Raw genomic sequence first — 18,922 nt, 5'->3', positions numbered from 1 at the left:
GAGCGAGTGGTCTAGATCCGCCACCGCGACGTACGAGCGAGCGCCACGCGGCCGGTGCGTGCGCTGCGACGTCTACGGCGTTCACGCCGTACGAGGGGCCTTGCGACCACCACGGACACGGCAAGGAGTACGACGGCCATCGCGCCGAGGGCAAGTTCCTCAGTCGGCTGGGCCGCGGTGCGCACGATCACGTCCGCCGCACACTGCTCGCCCCCGTGGGGAGCGTGGGGGCCATGCGGGTCCTTGTCCGCTGCCGTCACCACCGATGCAACAGGCACGGACACCGGCTCGTGCGTCTCCTCGGACACGCAGTGCACGACGGCGCAGAGCACGAGCGCCGTCACGAGGGCGCCGCGGATCGCCGAGACGAATCGGCGGGACATCGATGAGCCGCAAAGGGCCCGTAGGGCGTGCGCGAGCGTACGGGAATGGGTCGACACAGGTCCTCCGCGCTGCTGCCACGTCTCCGGCAAGCCCGGAGTGAGGCGCAGACATGGGTGGGGGCAGGACGGCTTCGACGAGCGTGACGACCCATCATGAGCACGGGACAGGACGCTCGTCGCGCGGTACGGGCCGAACCGGTGACATCCGGCAGGCCGGTTGGAGGGACTGCGTGCCTCTAGACCTGCCGCACCACGGAAGCTGCTCTGAGAGCCACGGAGGACTCACCGTTCATGGGACCACCAGCGACTGGCCCTCGAAGGGTTGAGGCATCGTAGGGACGGGTCGATTCACGAACCGACGTGGCAAGGCAGGGCGACACCAGGGCAGAAGTCTGCGGAGGCTGTCCGGATACGCAGTGCTCGCCAGGATGTGACGGCCCATGGTCCCCATGGTCGTCGTCGGTGCCCGTGACGGACAGCGCCGCAGGCTCGGCGCCTGCATGGCGGACGCCGCCGTCCGACGGCGCGGTGAGGACCGTTGCGCTGGTGGAGAGGTGTCCCTTGACGCTTCCCACGTGCACGCCGTGCGTCACGAGGACGCCGAACAGGACCACGACCGAGGCCAGCACGCGCAGCAGCGGACCCGCACCAGAGCGGGTCCTGACGATGCGCCAGGGCGACCGAGCCGTAATCATGCCGTGATCGTAGCGGCTCGTCGGAAGTGATCGACCACCGATGCCGGAACACCGGGCCAACTCGTCAGATGAATGGCTTGTTTGCCGCGGCTCGTACTCAGACGACCTGCTCCGGCCGCCGCATACAGGAACGACCGGCACCGTGGGCGGGGCCGAAAGTCGCAGCCGGGCCGCCGCCAGAGGCGGCCGACGCATCTCGCAGTACCCCTGAGGGGTATCAAGTCCAGCACGATCGAACCTTGCGCTGGATACGGGCGGGGGGTATACATGGAGCCGTTCCACCAGATACCCCCCGGGGGTATCAGATCCCTAGCTGTGGAGAGTCCCATGTCGAACTGCTGCACCCCTGACGGAAGTTGCCACACCAGCACGGAGATCAAGACGACCTACAAGGTCCAGGGCATCGGCAGCGCCCACTGCCAGGGCGTCGTCGCCAAGGCCGTGGGTGGCCTGGACGAGATCACCGCGGTCGACGTCGAGATCGGCACCGGCCTGGTCACCGTGACCACCGCCACCGAGCCCGACCAGGCGCTCGACACCCTGATCGCCAAGACCGTCGACGAGGCCGGCTACGACTTCGCCGGACGCGTCACCGCCTGACCCACGCGCCCGGACGGGGGTCGCACCTACTTCGCGACCCCCGCCCCGCACGTCAACCCGAAATACCCCCAGGAGGTATATTCACGACGGAGTCCAGCCCGGTGCGGCACACCGACCGGCAAGGTCCTGCGCGCCTCCGCGGACGGAACGCGATCCCCGAGGCATTCGCCGCCCGTTCTCCCTGTCGCACCTGGCCGGGCTGATCACCTACCCCGTCGCGGGATGGCTCGGCACGAACGCAGGCTTCTTCACCCTCGCCTGGTCCCTCCTCGCGGTCCTGGCCGGGGTGGGAGCGATCGGCGCCCTGCTCCTGTGGCCGCGCCACGACGGACAGGGAACCGTGGCCGGACTGGCAGCACCCGACCGGCACACGCCCAGCAAGGACCGGTCCGCCCTGGCCAAGGCCGCGTGAAGGGCGCCGGGCCTGCTGTCCGACCTGCGCACCCCGGCCCCGCCGCCGACGGGCACGTCGTCTCGCTCCTACCACTCGGCCAAGGAGCCGTCGGCCTGGCGCCATACCGGGTTGCGCCACCGCTGACCTGCCTCGGCGGCCGTGCGTACGGCGTCTTCGTCGATCTCAATGCCCAGGCCGGGGCCGGTCGGTCGGGCGATGTGGCTGTCGGTGAAGTCGAAGACGCTGGTGTCGACGAGGTAGTCCAGCAGGTCGTTGCCGGCGTTGTAGTGGATGCCGAGGCTCGTCTCCTGTATGAGGGCGTTGGGGGTGGCGAAGTCGATCTGCAGGGAGGCGGCGAAGGCGATCGGCCCGAGCGGGCAGTGCGGGGCGAGCGCGACGCCGTGCGCCTCGGCCATCGCGGCGATTCTGCGCACCTCCGAGATGCCACCCGCGTGTGACAGGTCGGGTTGGGCGACGGCGATGCCGGATCCGAGAACCTCGCGGAAGTCCCAGCGTGAGTAGAGCCGTTCGCCGGTGGCGATCGGAACGACCGTCGAGTTGCAGATGCGCGCGATGTCTCCGGTCAGCTCGGGCACGACCGGCTCTTCGACGAAGAGCGGGTGCAGCGGCTCCAGCAGACGGCAGGCCTCGCGAGCCAGGGCCGGGGAAGCACGCCCGTGGAGGTCGATGGCGATGTCGGCCGCATCGCCGATGGCCTCCCGCACGGCGGCGACGCGGCCCACCAGCCTGTCGAGTTCGGCCTTGGACTCCAGGGTGCGAACTCGGCCGGTGCCGTTCATCTTGACCGCGTTGAAGCCCTGCTCCATGCGCTCGAGGGCATGCTCGGCGACCCGGTCCGGCTCGTCGCCGGCGATCCAGGAGTACGTCCGCATACGGTCGCGCACCGCGCCGCCGAGCAACTCGTGGACGGGCACGCCGAGGGCCTTGCCCTTGATGTCCCACAGTGCCTGGTCGATTCCGGCCACCGCGCTGGACAGGATCGGGCCACCGCGGTAGAAGCCGCCTTTGGTGAGCACCTGCCAGTGGTCCTCGATCCGGTACGGGTCCTGGCCGATGAGGTAGTCGGAGAGCTCCTCGACGGCGGCCGCGACGGTGGCCGAGCGGCCTTCGATCACCGGCTCGCCCCAGCCCGTGATTCCCTCGTCCGTGCGGATGGCCAGGAACAGCCAGCGTGGTGCGACGGAGAACGTCTCCAGTGCCGTGATCTTCATCGTGGTGCCTTTCGGTTGAGGTCCTCTACCAGCTCGGGGAGACGCTCGAACTGGGCGGGGTCGGCCAGGGCCGAGCCGAGCGAGACGGCGGCGGCTCCGGCGTCAAGGAACTCCAAGGTGTTGTGCAGGCCCATGCCTCCGGTCGCCACGAAGCGAGCCTCGGGGAACGGGCCGGCCATCGAGGTGATCCAGCCGGACCCGAGGTCGGTGGCGGGGAAGGCTTTGAGCCAGGTCAGGCCGAGTGCTTGGGCCTGCTGGATCTCGGTGGCGGTCGCCACGCCCGGCAGATGCGGCAGGCCCGCGTCGAGCGAAGCCTCCGCGACCTCGCGGGAAAACCCGGGGGCGACGGTGAAACGTGCCCCGGCCGCCACGGCTTGCCGCACGCGGTCGAGGGTGGTCACCGTGCCGGCGCCCACCGCGGCGCCGCATTCCTCACCGGCTGCCACCGCCGCCCTCAGCGCCGCTAGCGCGGCATCGCTCTGGATCGGCACTTCGACGAGCCGGATGCCGACTTGCCAGGCGCGCCGGCTCACCTCCACGGTGCGTTGCTGGTCGAAGCCGCGCAGGATCGCCATGAGGGGGAGGGCGTCGAACGCCTCCTGGAACAGCCGGTCGTATGCGGTCATGTGGGTCGTCACCACTGGGTCAGTCGTCATTGGGTCAGTCGTCATTGGGTCCGGCGTCATGGGGTCCGTCGTCATTGGGTCCAGCCAAGTGCTCGGGAGATGGTCTGCGCTGTGGTCCGGATCGTCGGCAGCAGTTCTCGCAGCCGGGCGAGGTCCATCTGCGCTTTGAGCGCCGTGACGGACAGAGCGGTGCGCACAGCACCCGTGCCGTCCCGGACCGGGACGGCGACGCAGTTGATGAAGGGCTCGTACTCTCCGTCGTCCGCCGCCCAGCCACGCCCCCGGATCTCGTGCAGCTGGGCGGCGAAGTCGCCGGCGGTCGTCACCGTCGCGTCGGTGAACCGCTCGTAGGAGTAGCCGTCCAGGACCTGGGCGCGCTCCTCCTCGGGCATATAGGCCAGGAGCACCTTGCCGACGCCGGATGTGTGCAGCACGACTGGCTTGCCGATCTGTGAGTACAGCCGCACCCCACCCTGTGGATCGACCTTGTCGACGTAGAAGACGCGGCCGTCCTCGACGGTGGCGATGTGTACGGTGAGGCGGAGCTTGCGTCCCAGCTCCAGCAGGTGCGAGTGGGCGATGGTCCGCAGGTCGAACTGTTCGAGTGCGGATTGGGCCAGACCGGCGAGCCGGTAGCCGACGGTGAACGAGCCGTCCTCCCGCTTGCGGGCGAGTCCGCCCTGGCACAGGTCCTGCAACAGCCGCAGCGCCGTGGTCCGGTGGACTCCCAGGCTTGCGGCGACGTCCGTCGGATGCTGCGGGCTCTCGCTGATCAACTCCAGGACGCGGATGGCGCGTTCCACGGTCTGGCTCATCGGGCGGCCTCCGCCGCACGCAGGGCGGTGGCGTCCGCGTGGTCCCCGACCGAACCCAGGGCGAATGCGGCCAGCCGGTGGCCGAGCCCCAGCCGGTCGGCCGGCCCGGCGCCGCGCAGCCAGGCGGAGAGGTAACCCGCCGCGAAGGCGTCCCCCGCACCGACGGGTTCGACCACCTCGACCGGGCTCGCGGGGACGAAGACGCCCGGGCCGCCCCCGGCCGGGAAGTGCGTGGCGCCGACGTCCGCGTTTTTCACCACGACACACACCCCGGGCCCTACCAGCTCCCGAACCTGCTCCCCGGTCTCCGCTCCCCAGACGTGCTGGGCCTCGTCCAGGCCGACGAAGACGACGTCAGCCTGGCGGGCCAGGGCGAGCAGCGGCCCGGCGGCTTGCCGCGTACTCCACAGCGCGGCGCGATAGTTGACGTCGAACGAGCAGCTCACCCCGGCCGCACGCGCACGTTCGAACAAGGCTGTGGACATCCCGGCACAACCGTCTGACAGGGCGGGTGTGACCCCGGACAGATGCACCAGGCGCGCCGTGGACAGCGGGAGGCGGTCGAGAGAGGCAGCGGTCATCCTGGAGGCGGCCGAGCCGGTCCGGTAGTAGTGCACCCGGGTGCCCTCCGGGCTGGGGTCCTTGAAGTACACACCGGTCGGTGCCGAGCGGTCCCGCTCGACGTGGCCGACGTCGACGCCTGAGCGCGCGATCTCGGCCAGCACCCGCTCCCCCAGTGGGTCGGCGCCCACTCGGCTCGCCCACGCGGTGCGATGGCCGAGGTCGGAGAGGTACTGCGCGACCGTCGACTCGGCTCCTGCGACCCCGAGGGCCGCACCGCGTGCGGTGGCGAGACGCTCGCCCGGCGCGGGGGCCACCAGGACCATCGCCTCACCGAGGCACAGCACTTCTGGTTCCGGCACTTCTTCTCACACCTCCGTGTACTCGATGTCGGCCGGTGCGCGGCCGTCCCCGGCGCCGCTCCTGAGCTGTTTCCGGCGCAGGGCGCGGGGCGCGGTCTCCGGAAGCAGCAGGACCGACACGGCGGTGACAATTCCCGACAGGGCCATGTATCCGGCCAGCAGCCATGGGCTTCCGCCGCCCGCGTGGACCAGCAGGGTGGCGATGAACGGCGCCGTGCCGGAGAAGAGCACGGCGGTGGTTTCGCGGGCCAGGACCAGGCCGGTGTAGCGGACCTCCGTGGGCAGCAGCTCGGAGAAGAACGAGCCCGCCGGGCCGAAGATCATCGAATTGAGCATGACGGCGAACCCGAGGACCACGGCCATCACGATCAGTGGTGTGGACTTCGTGCCCACCAGGAGCCAGAACGGTCCGGCGAACACGGCGATGGCCAGACCGCCGGCGATCATCAGCGGGCGCCGGCCGATCCGGTCGCACAGCCAGCCGCAGACCGGTATGCCGAAGATGGACACGGCGGAGGCGACGGTGATGGCGATGACGGCCACGTTGTCCGGCAGCCCGAGTTCCTGGGTGGTGTAGGCGGGCAGGTAGCCCTGGATGGAGTACGAGGCGATGGCGGTGGCGCAGCCGGCGCCGATCATGAGCAGGATCCGCCGGCCGTGGTGGCGGACCGCCTTCGCCAGCGGGGCCTTCTCCGTCTTGCCCTCGGCCACGGCGTCCTTGAAGGTCTCGCTCTCCTCGGACGTGTACCGCAGGACGACGCCGCCGATCACCACGAGCACCGAGGCAAGGTAGGGCAACCGCCATCCCCAGCTGAGGAACTCCTCCTGGGGCAGCGAGGAGACGACTGCCATGGATCCGGACGCGCACAGTACGCCCAGGAACTCACCGGCGCCGGGCAGCGAGGCGTAGAGGCCGCGGTTACCCGGCTTGGCACTCTCGGTGGTCCACACATAGGCGCCGCCGAGTTCGGCGCCGACGCCCAGTCCCTGCAGGATCCGGCAGACGACGAGCAGCGCCGGGGCCCACACGCCTATCTGTGCGTAGGTCGGCAGCACGCCGATGGCCAGGGTGCCGAAGCCCATCATCAGCAGCGTCACCATCAGCACCGGTTTACGTCCCCAACGGTCGCCGAAGTGGGCCAGGATCAGCCCGCCGACGGGACGCGCGGCGAAACCGACAGCGAAGGTGGCGAACGAGGCGAGAGTGGCGGCGAACTCGGACTCACCCGCGAAGTAGATCTTGTTGAACACCAGGGCCGCGGAGGTGCTGAACAGGAAGAAGTCGTACCACTCCAGGACGGAGCCCACCACGGCTGCCATGGCGTTTCGGCGCCGTGACCCGCGCTGCGGATCGTGGCCGGCTGTCTCGGCCACAGGGTTGTCCGGCATGCGTGCTCCTTTGCACGGCAGGTGTCCTGCCACGGCGTTTCGCCGCAGTTAACCGGGCGCTGAGCAATACGCACACTGCCTTTCTCTCGGGGTGAGTTCGCTGTGGTGTGACGTGGGGTGAGGTGGGTTCGTTGATCTCCTGGGACTCGTTCTCGGGGGGTGTGGCTCTGCGGCGGGTTGTTGTACGACTCGTGGCAGGAGTTGATGGTGCGGGCGTTTCCCGTGGTGATGCCGTCCGGGCAGAAGTACTGGACGGTCCTCGACGACGACTTGGAGGTCGTCGCAGTTGCTGATCAATGGCTTCGGAATCTGCGGTTCGGTCGGGACCGGGCAGAGCTGACGACGAAGGCGTACGCCGGCGGTGTCGCGCTCTACCTGCGGTGGTGCCGGTCGACGCGTCGGGAGTGGACGGCGGCAGGGCGCGACCTGGGTCTGTTCATGATCTGGCTGAAGTACACCCCGGCGCCCCGGGACGGGGTGGTGCCAGTGGTGCGGTCGGGGCCGGGTGCCGTCCCGGTGCGGGGTGAGCGCCGCATCAACCGGGTGCTCATCGCGGTGCGAGGCCTGCTGTCGTACGCGGTGTCGGTCCGGGAGGCACCGAGGTCGGTGCTCGGGCAGATCTACGAGCTCGCCGACAGCCGGGACCTCCCGGCGGAAGCCCAAGGCGAGGACGGCAGCCTGTTCTACCGGTTGCGTCCGGTGCACTCGCTTCGTGAGCCGGAGACGCAGGTGGACCGGGCGGAGGACGCTGAGCTGGTGGCTATGTTCGCCGCCTGCCGGAGCGCGCGGGACCGGCTTGTCGTCGTGCTGGTCGGCAGGGTCGGGCTGCGCCGCGGCCAGGTGGCGGGTCTGCGGCGTAGCGATGTCCATCTGCTGCCGGACTCCCGTGCGCTGGGCTGCGATTACCCGGGCGCCCATGTGCATGTGCGGCGGCGGGAGAACGGGAACGGGGCCTGGTCGAAGTCGCGGCATGCGTGGGTGGCGCCGCTGGACTTCCTTGTGGTCTCCGCGTTCGACCTCTACTACGAGGAGCGGTACCGGCTGCTGGGGACGGGTGGGAGTGACTTCCTGCTGGTGAACCTGTTCCGGGCACCGCTGGGAGAGCCGGTATCGCCGGAGGCGATCGGGGAGCTGCTGGAACGGCTCAGCGACCGGGCGGGGCTGGGCAGGAGGGTGGGCGCGCACATGGCGCGCCGGGCGTTCGCGTCGAACGTCGCTGATGCCGGAGGCACCCCGGATGAGGTGCAGGCGGTGCTCGGGCAGAAGGGCCTCGACTCGCAGGCGCCGTACCTGTTCCCAGATCCAAAGCGAGTGCGGGCTGCGGTCGATCGGGTGCCGTCACCGCGCGGGTTGGGCGGGCCGGAGGCGGGACGGTGACGGCCGTGCACGCCACAGCTCCGTCCGCCAGCGAGACGTCGACGGGTGATGAGCGGCTCGGGGAGATCCTCCGCGCCCTGGATGAGGACTTCCTGGTTCTGCTGGGGTGGGACTGGGATCGGCGGGTGATCACGTGGCCGCGGCAGCATCCGGTCATCGGCCTGCCGGACTGCCCCGTGCCGGGGTGCCCCTTGGCGATCACCGTTCTGACGCGGCCGATGTGTGGAGGCTGTATGGAACGGTGGCGCAATTCCAGCCTCCCGCTTGACGAGTTCCTGCTCGTGCCGAAGGAAATGAGCCGCGGCGTCGGTCAGAGCCCCTGCGTGGTTGAGGGCTGCGAGCGGCCGCGCCTCACCGTTGCCGGCAGGCTCTGTCTCCTCCACCAGAATCAGCGATCCGCCACTGCTATGAAGGTGTTGGGCTGGGAGGAGTTCCTCGCCCACCCGAGCGTCGTCGGGCATACCGGATTCGGGCCGTGCGCGGTGGCCGCGTGCTACCTGGAGGGCGTCAGCGGGAAGGACCCGTACTGCAAGGCACACCTGAAGCGCCTGTACCGGGCCCGGACTGTACCTGGGTTCGACGAGGCGCACTGGCGCCAGACAGACAAGGCCATCTGCACCACCCGCGAGGTCAGCCTGCGCGGCATGCCGGACCGGCTCGTCGCCGAACTCCTCTACGGGCTGTCGGTCCGCACCCGGGAAGGCTTCAAGTCCCGGCCCGAGTGCCTGCGTCCGCTTTATGACCGGCTGCGCGCCCACCAAGTGCAGCAGCTGAAGGAGGTGACGGACCCGGCGGCTCACGGGCACAGCCGCGAACAGGTCACGATGATCAGGGCATGGCAGCGGGCTCTGCGGCTGCTGAACATGACGCCAGAGGCCGAACGCGTCAAGGACGTCTGGGACATGGCGGTCTTCGGCTACAGCGGCCACATCTCGTTCGCGCCCGTGCTGCAGGAGCCGCTGCGGGAGGCAATGAAGGTCTGGGTGTACGACGACCTGCCCCGGCGCCGGAACAAGAACGCCGTCCAGCACGCTCGCGCGATCATCGCGGCCGTGGGCATGCTCTCGGAGAGCCTTCGGGTACAGCGTCCGGACCGCGGCACGGTCCCTGCGGCATGGGGGCGCAGCGACATCGTGGCCTTCACCAACCGCATGGGCTACTTCACCTCGACCGGGCAGATCAGCCCGGCCCGGCGCCTGGCCTTCACCCGGTTCGTCCGCCGGGTCCTGCTCCGCTTCCGTACCCTCGGCCTCACCGCGCCCGGGCAACTGCTGGAGGGGATGCCGGCCGACTTCGCAATCTCGCCGGAAGACATGCCCGACGAGCCCGAGGACACTGAGGCTGGCCGTGACCTCCCGGACGAGGTGCTACGCCAGCTGTGCGCCCACCTCGACGAGCTGGAGGCCATGAGCAGCGTCGAGGTCCGAGTCGCCACCGAGCTGCTCATCGACACCGGACGGCGCCCCGACGAGATCAACACCCTCGCCCTCAACTGCCTGGAGCAGGATCCGGACGGCTCCGATGTCCTGGTCTACGACAACCACAAGGCATACCGGCTTGGCCGACGCCTGCCGATCGGAGCCGAGACCGCCGCGACCATCCGCCGCCAGCAGCAGCGCGTCCGCGAACGCTTCCCCACCGCCGACCAAACCCGCCTGCGGCTCCTGCCGCGCCCCAAGACCAACCCGGAGGGCACCAAACCTCTCGTGGACATCTCCACCCACCACCGGGCCTGGGTGAACTCCCTGCCCGACCTCCTCGTGCCCGTCGTCGTCGCCGACGGGAACACCCGCATCCCGCGGCTGGTGCCGTTCGACAAGACCCGCATCTTCCCCTACGCCTACCGCCACTGCTATGCCCAGCGGCACGCCGACGCCGGCGTCCCCGTCGACGTCCTCAAGGAGCTGATGGACCACCGGCTGGTCCACACCACCATGGGCTACTACCGCGTCGGCGAGGAACGCCGACGCGAAGCCGTCGACCGGGTCACCGCCCTGCAGTTCGACCGGCACGGCAACCGGGTCTGGCGCACCGCGAAGAGCCTGCTCGACTCCGAACACGTCCGCCGCGCGATCGGCGAGGTTGCCGTCCCCTACGGCGGGTGCCGTGAGCCCTCCAACGTCGCGGCCGGCGGCCACGCCTGCCCGCTCCGCTTCCGCTGCCTGGGTTGCGAGCACTTCTCCACCGACGTCTCCTACCTCCCCGACCTCCAGGCCCACCTCGCCGATCTGCTCCGCAGCCGCGAACGTCTGATGTCCGCGTTCGAAGCCGACGACTGGGCCCGGACCCAGGCCATGCCCTCACAGGAAGAGATCCGCCGGGTGCGCCGCCTGATCGAACGCGTCCAGACCGACCTCGAAGACCTCACCCCCGAGGACCGCGCCCAGATCGAGCAGGCCGTCACCCTCGTCCGCCGCAGCCGCACCGTCACGCTCGGCATGCCCCGTGTGCGCCAGCCCGTTCCCGACGTCCGCCCGACAAGGATGCCGAAGTGACCTCTGCGATGAGCAACGGCCGCGAGGCTGGCACCGAACGGCGCCGCAGCCGCGTCCAGGAAGCCATCACGACCGCCGCGCGCCACGGCACACCGCTGACCGCATCGGCCATCGCCCGTGCAGCACAGGTCGACCGCACCTTCCTCTACCGCCACCGCGACCTTTTGGAGCTCCTCCACGCGGCCGGTCTTCGGTCGGCCGGTGAGATGCCAGAACCAGGGACCGCCACCGGGGCATCGCTGCAGGCGGACCTGGCCAATGCCAATGCCCGCGCTGCCCGTCTATCCGCAAGGGTCCAGCAATTGGAGACGCTCCTCTCCCGGCACCTCGGGAACCAGCCGTGGCACGAGTCGGGTCTGGGCAGCCCGGCCTGCACCGAGGAACTCCAGCAGACGATCACCAAGCTTGAACAGGGCACCGCCGACTTGACCACCGCCCTGGAGGAGCGAGAGGCCGAACTCAAGGCCGCCCGCGAGGCCAACCGCCAGCTGACGAGAGCCTTGAACCAGCGCGAATGACCGTCCGCGCGCGTTGAGACGGCAGCGCACTGCAGCGAAGCCTGGCTGGGGACTCATAGGGGCACGGTGCTTTCCCGGACCACGAGGGTTGGCCGGAGCAGGACCTGTTCGGCCTTGGCGTCTGGGTCCTTGAGCCGGTCGAGGAGGAGGCGCATGGTGTGTCGTGCGACCAGTTCCAGTGGCTGGGCGAGGCTGGTCAATCCCGGGTCGACAAAGTGTGCGCCGACGCTGTCGTCGAATCCCACGACGCCGACGTCACGGCCGGCGGCCAGTCCTCGCTCCCGGCACGCTCGAAGCGCACCGATCGCGATGGTGTCGCTGACGCACACGAATCCTGTCGGCGGCGTCTTCCTGTCGAGGAGTCGGCCGGCGAGTTCCCGGCCCGTGCTGATTTCGTCGGGCCCGCTGGCCGCGAGATCACGGGTCGAGAAGCCGTGTGCACGCATGGCGCGGCGCCAGCCCGACTCCCGGTCGTCCCCGAACCCGCTGGGCCCGTCCCAGCCCAAGTAGGCAATGCGCCGGTGACCGCGTTCGGCGAGATGGTCCACGGCCTGCTCCATACCGGCGGCGCCGTCGACGTCGACCCACCACGTGTCCGACATGGGATGACCCCAGGGGCGCCCGAAGGAGACGAAGGGAATGCCGCGTTCGCGCAGGAAGGTGATACGAGGGTCGTGGTCCTGGGTGGAAGTGATCACGAAGCAGTCGACGGTGTTCGTGCTGAAGATCTCCTGGATGACCTGGATCTCTTCCTCGTCGGTGGCGGCGGGGTGGCAGTAGACCGCGTGGTCGGCTCGGTGTGCCGCTACCGAGAGTTCGTAGAGATAGCTCGCCCATACCCCGCCCGACTGACCTTCGGTGGTCGGCAACAGCCGAAAGCCCACGGCTCGCGGAGACTGCGTGCGCAGTGAACGCGCGGCCTGGTTGGGTCGGTAACCCAACTCGTCGACCGCTTTGAGGACCCGCCGCAAGGTCGTTGGGCTGAGACGGTCCGGGGAGTTCAAGGCGTAGTGAACGGTCTGCTTGGAGACTCCCACCCGCGCCGCCACCATGGCCATGGTCGGCCTTGGCGACCCGGACGTTCCCTCAGCGGCTGGCCTGCGGCCGCGCGGCGGAACCGATGGTTGATCGGTAAAACCCATCCGTCCATTCTGGTGGGCTGGAAGCGCCACGGTCAAGGATGTTCGATCCGCCCGCCCGTATCGCCGAGCCGATCAGGCCCCAGGGTCGCGGCGAGCTGTCGTCGAGCGGCCTCCGGGCATGAACGGGTATGCCTCGCGCCGCAAAGAACCCCGTGAACTGGTGCAAAACGAGTAATGGGTCAGCGGGCATGCCGGACCCCTCTCGATGACGCCCCAGCGCGGGCGGCACTCCGCCGGCTGCCATCACGGGCATGCAGACCTCTTGACTTGCTGCGGCAAACGCCCCTACGGTCCCCGTTTTATCGGTAACACAGAAGTTATATCGATGACACCGAGGGCCCGCGAACCTGCGCCCACAAGCTCGACCAGGCGCCGTGACGCGGCGAAACGATCAAGGGCTGCTCTACGGCGACGTACCGTCAGCGGAAGGGACGACTGTGTTCAGAAGCAGGAATGTGATCAAGGAGGCGGTTGCCGCCTCTACTGTTGACCGCCGCAACATCCTCAAGGCGGGCATGTTCGCCGGTCTCGGTCTGGCCGCCGCGCCCGCGCTTGCGGCATGCGGCGGTGGCTCCGCGGGGAGTGGGCCTGGCCTGAAGTGGGCGGGTTGGGACGGGCCGCCCCAGTCGGAAGTGTTCCGTCGGTTCTCCGAGAAGATGACCGACAAGCTGGGCGTGAAGGTCACTTACCAACAGGTCGTGGGTGACTACCTCTCCAAGCTGCTGCCGCAACTGTCGGCCGGCGCCGCTCCCGACGCCTTCTACGTCGGTGACATCTACATGGCCAAGCTGATCGAGACCAAGCAGGTGCTCGACCTCACCGACTACCTGGGCAGTGGTGACGCCGCGGTCAAGCTCGATGACTTCCACGAGGGGCTGTACCGGTGGTGCAGGCCCGCGGACGGCAGCCCCGGGCTGTACGGGCTGCCGGTGGACTGCAGTCCGCTGGTGTTCTGGTTCAACAAGGACCTCCTGGCCGAGGCGGGTGTCAGCACCGACCCGGCTGCCCAGTTCGAGGCGGGCACCTGGACCCGGGACGCGCTGACCGACCTGCTCGACAAGATCCGCGCCACCAAGAAGAGGGGTCTGGTGCTCAATGGCAGCGGCTGGTTCGACTGGTTCGGCTGGATGTCCACCTTCGGCGGGACGCTCTTCGACGAGTCCGGTAAGGCGGTGTTCGACGCCGACCCCAAGTCCCAGGAGGCGCTGGCGTGGCTGTTCGAGCAGTTGAAGTCGGGGAACATCACCTACTCCGGCGCGCTCCCGCAGGGCCAGGGCGCTGACGTGCTGTTCTACGCCGGCCAGCTGGCCTGCCTCACTTACAGCCGCGTCATCCTGCCGAACGTCAAGAAGGCCAAGTTCGGCTTCGACATCGCCCCCTTGCCCTCCCTGTCCGGTAAGGACGTCATGCCGGTACCGGTCAACACGGCGGCGCTGTCGGTCAACGCCAAGTCCAAGAACCAGGCCAAGGCGCTGGAGTTCCTCGGCAACTTCCTGAACGCCGAGGGGCAGAGGTTCCGCCTGTCCGACGGCGGCAACGCGGTGCCATCGATCAAGGGACTGGACGACGTCGTCACCGAGGGCAACGTGCCCGCGCACGGCAAGCTGTTCAACGACGTCGCGGCCAAGGGCTACGCCGTCCCCAGCGCGATCGCCGGCAACGCGAAGGTCGCCCAAGAGCTCCCGGTGCTGGTGGACAAGATGCTCAAGGCGGGCAACGAAACGCCGCGTTCGTTCAGCGGCAAGGTGGTCAAGCTGATCAACGGGGGCGCCTGATGGCCGTCAGCAGCACCGGTTCCCAGGCCCGGGCGCGGCTGACGTCCGCGGACCCGGACGTCCACCTAAGCCGCCGGAGCCGGCGTCGGCGAGGCGGGGACACGGCCGCGGGATACCTGTTCCTGGCGCCCCAGTTGCTGGGGCTGGTGGTGTTCATGGTCGGCCCGCTGCTGTTCGCCCTGGTGCTGGCGTTCTACCACTGGGACGGGTTCGGCACTCGATCCTTCGCCGGCCTGTCCAACTTCGCGGAGGTCATGTCCTCCCCGCGCATCCAGCGCGCGGCGGTCAACACCGTCTGGTTCACGGTGTTGCAGGTGCCGGGACTGATGCTCACGGGATTGTTCTTCGCCGTGCTGATGCAGCGTGCCGGCAAGCTGACCCCGGTGTACCGGCTGGCGTTCTTTGCCCCGGTGATCACCTCTTCGGTTGCGGTCGCGGCGATCTGGCTGTGGCTGTTCAACCCCGACATCAGCCCGGTCAACAACGCACTGCGCGAGATCGGGCTGCCCGCGCCGAACTGGCTGCAGGACGCCCGGTTCGTCATCCCGGCCTTCGCGATCGTCGGGATCTGGCAGGGCCTGGGCTACCAGCTGGTCATGTTCATGGCCGGGCTGCAGAGCATCGACCGCTCGTACCTGGAAGCCGCCGTGCTGGACGGCTGTTCGGAGTGGCAGAAGCTGCGGCACGTCACCATCCCGCTGCTGTCCCCGACCATCCTGTTCCTCTCCATCACCTCGATCATCGGCTCGTTCCAGGTGTTTGACTACATCTACGTCTTCTTCGACGACAGGGCTCCGGACTCCGCCCGCACCATCGTCTACGAGGTGGTCCGGATCGCCTTCGGTGAGTTCAACTTCGGGGAGGCATCGGCTCTCGCCCTCCTCCTGTTCCTGGCCCTGCTCGTAGTCACCGGCTGCCAGCTCGCAGCCCAGAAGAAGTGGGTGCACTACACAGAATGAGTACTTTCTCCGACACCCACAGCCACGCGGCCACGACCGCCTCCGGCTCCGGCCGGCCCGCCCGTCGCAACCTGCTGCTGCACGCGGTCCTCCTCGTCTGCGCCATCGGTATGGCTCTGCCGTTCGCCTGGATGCTGTTCTCCTCGTTCAAACCCTTGGGCGAGATCTTCATGCAGCCGCCCAAGCTCTTGCCCCAGGACTGGAACGAGCAGGGCTACCGCACCGCTCTGGGCGGGGCCGACTTTGTCCGCGGGTTCTGGAACAGCACCTACATCGCCCTGACGGTCACCGCGGTCTCCCTGCTCACCTCGGCGATGGCCGCCTACGCGTTCGCGCGGATCGACTTCTGGGGCCGCCGCCCGCTGTTCATGGTCTTCCTCGCGACCATGATGGTCCCCGGCCAGCTCACGATCATCCCGCTGTACATCATCATGGGCTGGCTGGGCTGGGTGGACACCCATGCCGCAATCATCGTGCCACCCGCACTGTTCAACGCCTTCGGCGTCTTCCTGCTACGCCAGTACATCAAAGGCATCCCCGTGGAGTTGGAGGAAGCCGCCCAGCTCGACGGCGCCGGCCGGGTCCGCAGGTTCGTGACGATCATCCTGCCGCTGCTGCGCACCCCTCTCACGGCGTTGGGGATCTTCACCTTCCTCGGCCAGTGGAACAACTTCTTCTTCCCGCTGATCTTCCTCAACAGCTCCGATAAGTTCACGCTGCCGCTGCTGGTCAACCAGTTCAAGGGCCAGTACGTCTCGGACTGGCCCGCGCTGATGGCCGCCACGACGTTGCTGGCTGCACCGATGCTGCTCGTGTTCGCGTTCGCGCAACGCCAGATCGTCGAAGGCATCGCCCTGTCCGGCTCCAAGTCCTGAGCCACGCATGTGCGTAAGGCCGGTTCTAGAAACCCGGGCTACGCCCAGCCACTCAGCGCACCCAGCCCACGCACCCCACAACAAGACCCATCAGAGAAGGGCACGCATGGCCCCCCACAAAGACCCCTCCGACCAGGACAACCCCACCCACGACCCGGCACCCGCGCGGTCCGAGCACGCCCCTCCCGGTCACGAGGACCACACCACCACCGCCACAGAAGAATCCCGGCCCGACACCGGGTGGACGCTCAGCACCACCGAAACCGACGACGACTACGCGCCGACCTTCCTCGCCAACGGCTATTTCGGTGGCAGGATCCCCGCGGCGGGGACGGGATACGCGACGACGCCGATCGAAACCCAGGCGCACCTGGCCGGGTTCTTCGCCCAGGACGGCCCGATCGAGAAGTACGCGAACATCCCGACCTGGTCCACGCTGGCGTTCTCCGACGAGTCGGGCACCTACGGCCGGCTGCCCCAGGCGCGGGGAGGTGAACAGGACGACCCGGAGCAGGGAGCGGTCAGCGACTACCGGCAGACACTGAACCTGCGGGCCGGGCTGCTGACCACACAAGCGACGTGGACCTCACCGGCGGGCCGCCGCACCGATCTCACCTACCAGGTACTGGTCCACCGGGCCCGGCATCGGGTGGCCGCGGTCCAGCTCACCTTCACCCCGCACTGGAGTGGCAGCGCGCGCGTGTCCGGGGTCTTCGACGGAACCAGCGCAAGGCTGACCGAACAGTCGAGCAAGGGCTACGACGGTACGGCGGCCGAGTCGTACGAGACGGTGACGACGCTCGGCACGGACATCACCGCAGCGCTCGCGTCGCGACTGGAACTGCCCACCGGGGTGGCGGCACACGTCGCCGAGTTCGAGACCGACCAGGTCCAGTCGGCTGGTGTGCAGGCGACCTTCGATGTGAAGGCTGGCAGCACGTACACGGTCACCAAGTACGTCGGCGTGGCCAGCTCCCAGGACTCCGACGACCCGCTGTCGGCTGCTCGCGCCGCCGCGGCGGCCGCGGCGGACACCGGGTACGGTGACCTGCTGACCGAGCACAAGGCGGCGTGGGACGACCTGTGGCGGGCCGACATCGAGGTCCTGGGGGATCCGGTGCTGCAGCTGCAGGTCCGCGCGAGCATGTTCTACCTGCTGGCAAGCACCCGCGCCGGGGTGAACTGGAGCCTGTCCCCGTGCGGCCTGTCCGGCGACGGATACAACGGGCACGTCTTCTGGGACACCGAGACCTGGATGTATCCAGCGCTGCTGGCCCAGCACCCGGACATCGCGACGGGTATGAACACCTATCGACAGCAGCGTCTGGCCGCAGCCCAGGAGTACGCGACCCGAACAGGGTTCGGGGGTGCGAGGTTCCCCTGGGAGAGCGCGCTGCATGGAGACGAACAGACCCCACCCGGCTGGGAAATGGGTGACCTCGAGCACCACATCACCGCCGACATCGCACTCGCCCACTGGCAGTACTACCTCGCCACCGGCGATCGCGACTGGCTCGCCGAGAACGCCTGGCCGGTGCTGAAGGGTGCAGCCGAATTCTGGGCGAGCTCCGCCGTTCCCAATGATGCTGGCGGCTACGACATCAAGCAGGTGATGGGTCCGGACGAATACCACTTCCCGGTCGACAACAGCGTGTACACCAACGTCGCGGCCGCTAAGACCCTGCGGATCGCCACCCGGGCAGCGAAGATCGTGCGCGTGGCCGCGGACCCCGAGTGGGACCGGGTCGCCGACGGCCTGCGAACCCCGTACGACGAGGATCCGGGCATTCATCCGCAGTTCGACGGCTACGACGGCGACACCATCAAGCAGGCCGACGTGGTGATGCTGCAGTACCCCTGGGAGCACCCCATGCCCCCCGAGGTCGCGCGGAACGATCTCGACTACTACGTGCCGCGCACCGACCCCGACGGCCCGTCCATGACCGACTCCATCCACTCCATCGCCCACGCCGCACTGGGGACTCCCGGGTCCGCCGCCTACGACTTCATGCGGCGCAGCGTGGACCCCTTCATACGCCGACCGTTCAACCAGTTCGCCGAGCAGCGTCACGGAGGCGCGTTCACGTTCACCACCGGACAGGGAGGTTTCCTGCAGGTCTTCCTCTACGGATTCAGCGGGATGCGCTGGCGTGAGGACCGACTCAGGCTCGACCCGACCCTGCCCCCTCAGCTGGACGGCCTCACCCTGCGCCGGATGCTGTGGCAGGGACGCGAGTTCGACGTCGAGATCGGCCCGGAGCACACCACGATCACGCTGACCGGAGGTCTCCCGACGCAAGTAGAGGTCGCGGGCGCGACACACCCACTGCGTCAGGGCGCACCGCTGATCCTGCCAACCCGCCGGCCCGAGCCGCTGCCCACCTGTGACCTCGCCGGCGCGTCGCGGAGAGCGTGACCGCAAGCTCGCGGTCCCTCTCCGCGTCCATCAGCACCGCGACAGGCAATCCGGCCACCGCCTGACCATCCACCTCGCGGTTGCTGCTCGCCGCAAGCTGGTTATCACCGAAGTCGAAGTGGCGGCGCATCAGGCCCAGCGCAACAACCAACTGCGACTGGTGGCCCGCGGACGCGAAGGGGGCCCACAAATCCCTGAGCGAAGCGGTGCCGCCCGCCTGCGACACCTTCATCCGCAGCCCGACCGGTTCGGCAACGTGCCAAGGCCATCGCGGCAGGCGTACCCCCGCAGGCAACGGCGTCTGATGC

At 68.8% G+C, this 18,922-nt stretch carries 16 protein-coding genes; 9 read left to right on the top strand and 7 right to left on the bottom strand.

The window, feature by feature from the left end:
- Positions 1-11 precede the first annotated feature (11 nt).
- Positions 12-383: a hypothetical protein gene (locus ABZ016_RS16615; RefSeq protein WP_356917334.1), complete on the bottom strand. Its 372-nt coding sequence runs from the start codon at positions 381-383 to the stop codon at positions 12-14.
- A 1,022-nt stretch (positions 384-1,405) separates the two neighbouring features.
- On the opposite strand from ABZ016_RS16615, the gene ABZ016_RS16610 reads away from it, so the two are divergent.
- Together ABZ016_RS16610 and ABZ016_RS16605 are read left to right on the top strand one after the other, a co-directional pair.
- Positions 1,406-1,678, top strand: coding sequence for a heavy-metal-associated domain-containing protein (locus ABZ016_RS16610; protein WP_356917333.1), 273 nt, complete (start codon positions 1,406-1,408; stop codon positions 1,676-1,678).
- A 286-nt stretch (positions 1,679-1,964) separates the two neighbouring features.
- Positions 1,965-2,090, top strand: a complete 126-nt coding sequence (locus tag ABZ016_RS16605; protein ID WP_356917332.1) for a hypothetical protein — start codon at positions 1,965-1,967, stop codon at positions 2,088-2,090.
- A gap of 68 nt (positions 2,091-2,158) precedes the next feature.
- Here the strand turns inward: ABZ016_RS16605 and dgoD are convergent, their stop codons facing one another.
- The 5 genes from dgoD to ABZ016_RS16580 are packed head-to-tail and all read right to left on the bottom strand — an operon-like array spanning position 2,159 to position 7,057.
- Positions 2,159-3,304: a galactonate dehydratase gene (gene dgoD / locus ABZ016_RS16600; protein ID WP_356917331.1), complete on the bottom strand. Its 1,146-nt coding sequence runs from the start codon at positions 3,302-3,304 to the stop codon at positions 2,159-2,161.
- Positions 3,301-3,960 (bottom strand): bifunctional 4-hydroxy-2-oxoglutarate aldolase/2-dehydro-3-deoxy-phosphogluconate aldolase, encoded by a 660-nt coding sequence (locus tag ABZ016_RS16595; protein WP_356917330.1) that lies wholly within the window; start codon positions 3,958-3,960, stop codon positions 3,301-3,303. Before ABZ016_RS16595 ends, dgoD begins: the two co-directional genes overlap by 4 nt.
- Before the next feature lie 41 nt (positions 3,961-4,001).
- The gene (locus ABZ016_RS16590; RefSeq protein ID WP_356917329.1) at positions 4,002-4,745 is read right to left on the bottom strand and encodes an IclR family transcriptional regulator; all 744 of its coding nucleotides are present in this window, start codon (positions 4,743-4,745) and stop codon (positions 4,002-4,004) included.
- Entirely contained in the window at positions 4,742-5,668 is a 927-nt protein-coding gene (locus ABZ016_RS16585; protein ID WP_356917328.1) for a sugar kinase, read from the bottom strand. The genes ABZ016_RS16590 and ABZ016_RS16585 overlap by 4 nt, the downstream gene beginning before the upstream one ends.
- Positions 5,669-5,674: 6 nt before the next feature.
- Positions 5,675-7,057, bottom strand: a complete 1,383-nt coding sequence (locus tag ABZ016_RS16580) for an MFS transporter (protein ID WP_356917327.1) — start codon at positions 7,055-7,057, stop codon at positions 5,675-5,677.
- A gap of 204 nt (positions 7,058-7,261) precedes the next feature.
- Between ABZ016_RS16580 and ABZ016_RS16575 the strand changes: the two genes are divergently transcribed.
- The 3 genes from ABZ016_RS16575 to ABZ016_RS16565 all read left to right on the top strand — a co-directional run bounded on the left by ABZ016_RS16575 (position 7,262) and on the right by ABZ016_RS16565 (position 11,447).
- The gene (locus ABZ016_RS16575) at positions 7,262-8,434 is read left to right on the top strand and encodes a site-specific integrase (RefSeq protein ID WP_356917326.1); all 1,173 of its coding nucleotides are present in this window, start codon (positions 7,262-7,264) and stop codon (positions 8,432-8,434) included.
- Positions 8,435-8,841: 407 nt separating this feature from the next.
- Positions 8,842-10,929, top strand: a complete 2,088-nt coding sequence (locus ABZ016_RS16570; protein ID WP_356917325.1) for a tyrosine-type recombinase/integrase — start codon at positions 8,842-8,844, stop codon at positions 10,927-10,929.
- Entirely contained in the window at positions 10,926-11,447 is a 522-nt protein-coding gene (locus ABZ016_RS16565; protein ID WP_356917324.1) for a hypothetical protein, read from the top strand. Before ABZ016_RS16570 ends, ABZ016_RS16565 begins: the two co-directional genes overlap by 4 nt.
- A 53-nt stretch (positions 11,448-11,500) precedes the next feature.
- On the opposite strand, the gene ABZ016_RS16560 is transcribed toward ABZ016_RS16565, so the two are convergent.
- The gene (locus ABZ016_RS16560) at positions 11,501-12,505 is read right to left on the bottom strand and encodes a LacI family DNA-binding transcriptional regulator (protein WP_306961362.1); all 1,005 of its coding nucleotides are present in this window, start codon (positions 12,503-12,505) and stop codon (positions 11,501-11,503) included.
- 740 nt (positions 12,506-13,245) lie between these two features.
- Here ABZ016_RS16560 and ABZ016_RS16555 point away from each other — a divergent pair.
- The 4 genes from ABZ016_RS16555 (at position 13,246) to ABZ016_RS16540 (ending at position 18,614) form a co-directional block, all read left to right on the top strand.
- The gene (locus tag ABZ016_RS16555) at positions 13,246-14,364 is read left to right on the top strand and encodes an extracellular solute-binding protein (protein ID WP_356917323.1); all 1,119 of its coding nucleotides are present in this window, start codon (positions 13,246-13,248) and stop codon (positions 14,362-14,364) included.
- Positions 14,364-15,323 (top strand): sugar ABC transporter permease, encoded by a 960-nt coding sequence (locus ABZ016_RS16550; RefSeq protein ID WP_356917322.1) that lies wholly within the window; start codon positions 14,364-14,366, stop codon positions 15,321-15,323. The genes ABZ016_RS16555 and ABZ016_RS16550 overlap by 1 nt, the downstream gene beginning before the upstream one ends.
- Entirely contained in the window at positions 15,320-16,198 is an 879-nt protein-coding gene (locus tag ABZ016_RS16545) for a carbohydrate ABC transporter permease (protein WP_306961367.1), read from the top strand. Before ABZ016_RS16550 ends, ABZ016_RS16545 begins: the two co-directional genes overlap by 4 nt.
- Before the next feature lie 106 nt (positions 16,199-16,304).
- The gene (locus ABZ016_RS16540; protein ID WP_356917321.1) at positions 16,305-18,614 is read left to right on the top strand and encodes a glycosyl hydrolase family 65 protein; all 2,310 of its coding nucleotides are present in this window, start codon (positions 16,305-16,307) and stop codon (positions 18,612-18,614) included.
- The last annotated feature ends 308 nt before the right edge of the window (positions 18,615-18,922 follow it).

It is taken from the genome of Streptomyces sp. NPDC006372 (genome assembly GCF_040612515.1).
GTDB lineage: Bacteria > Actinomycetota > Actinomycetes > Streptomycetales > Streptomycetaceae > Streptomyces.
The sequence above is the reverse complement of the archived record's forward strand: the minus strand, read 5'-3'. Positions and strand labels throughout refer to the sequence as shown.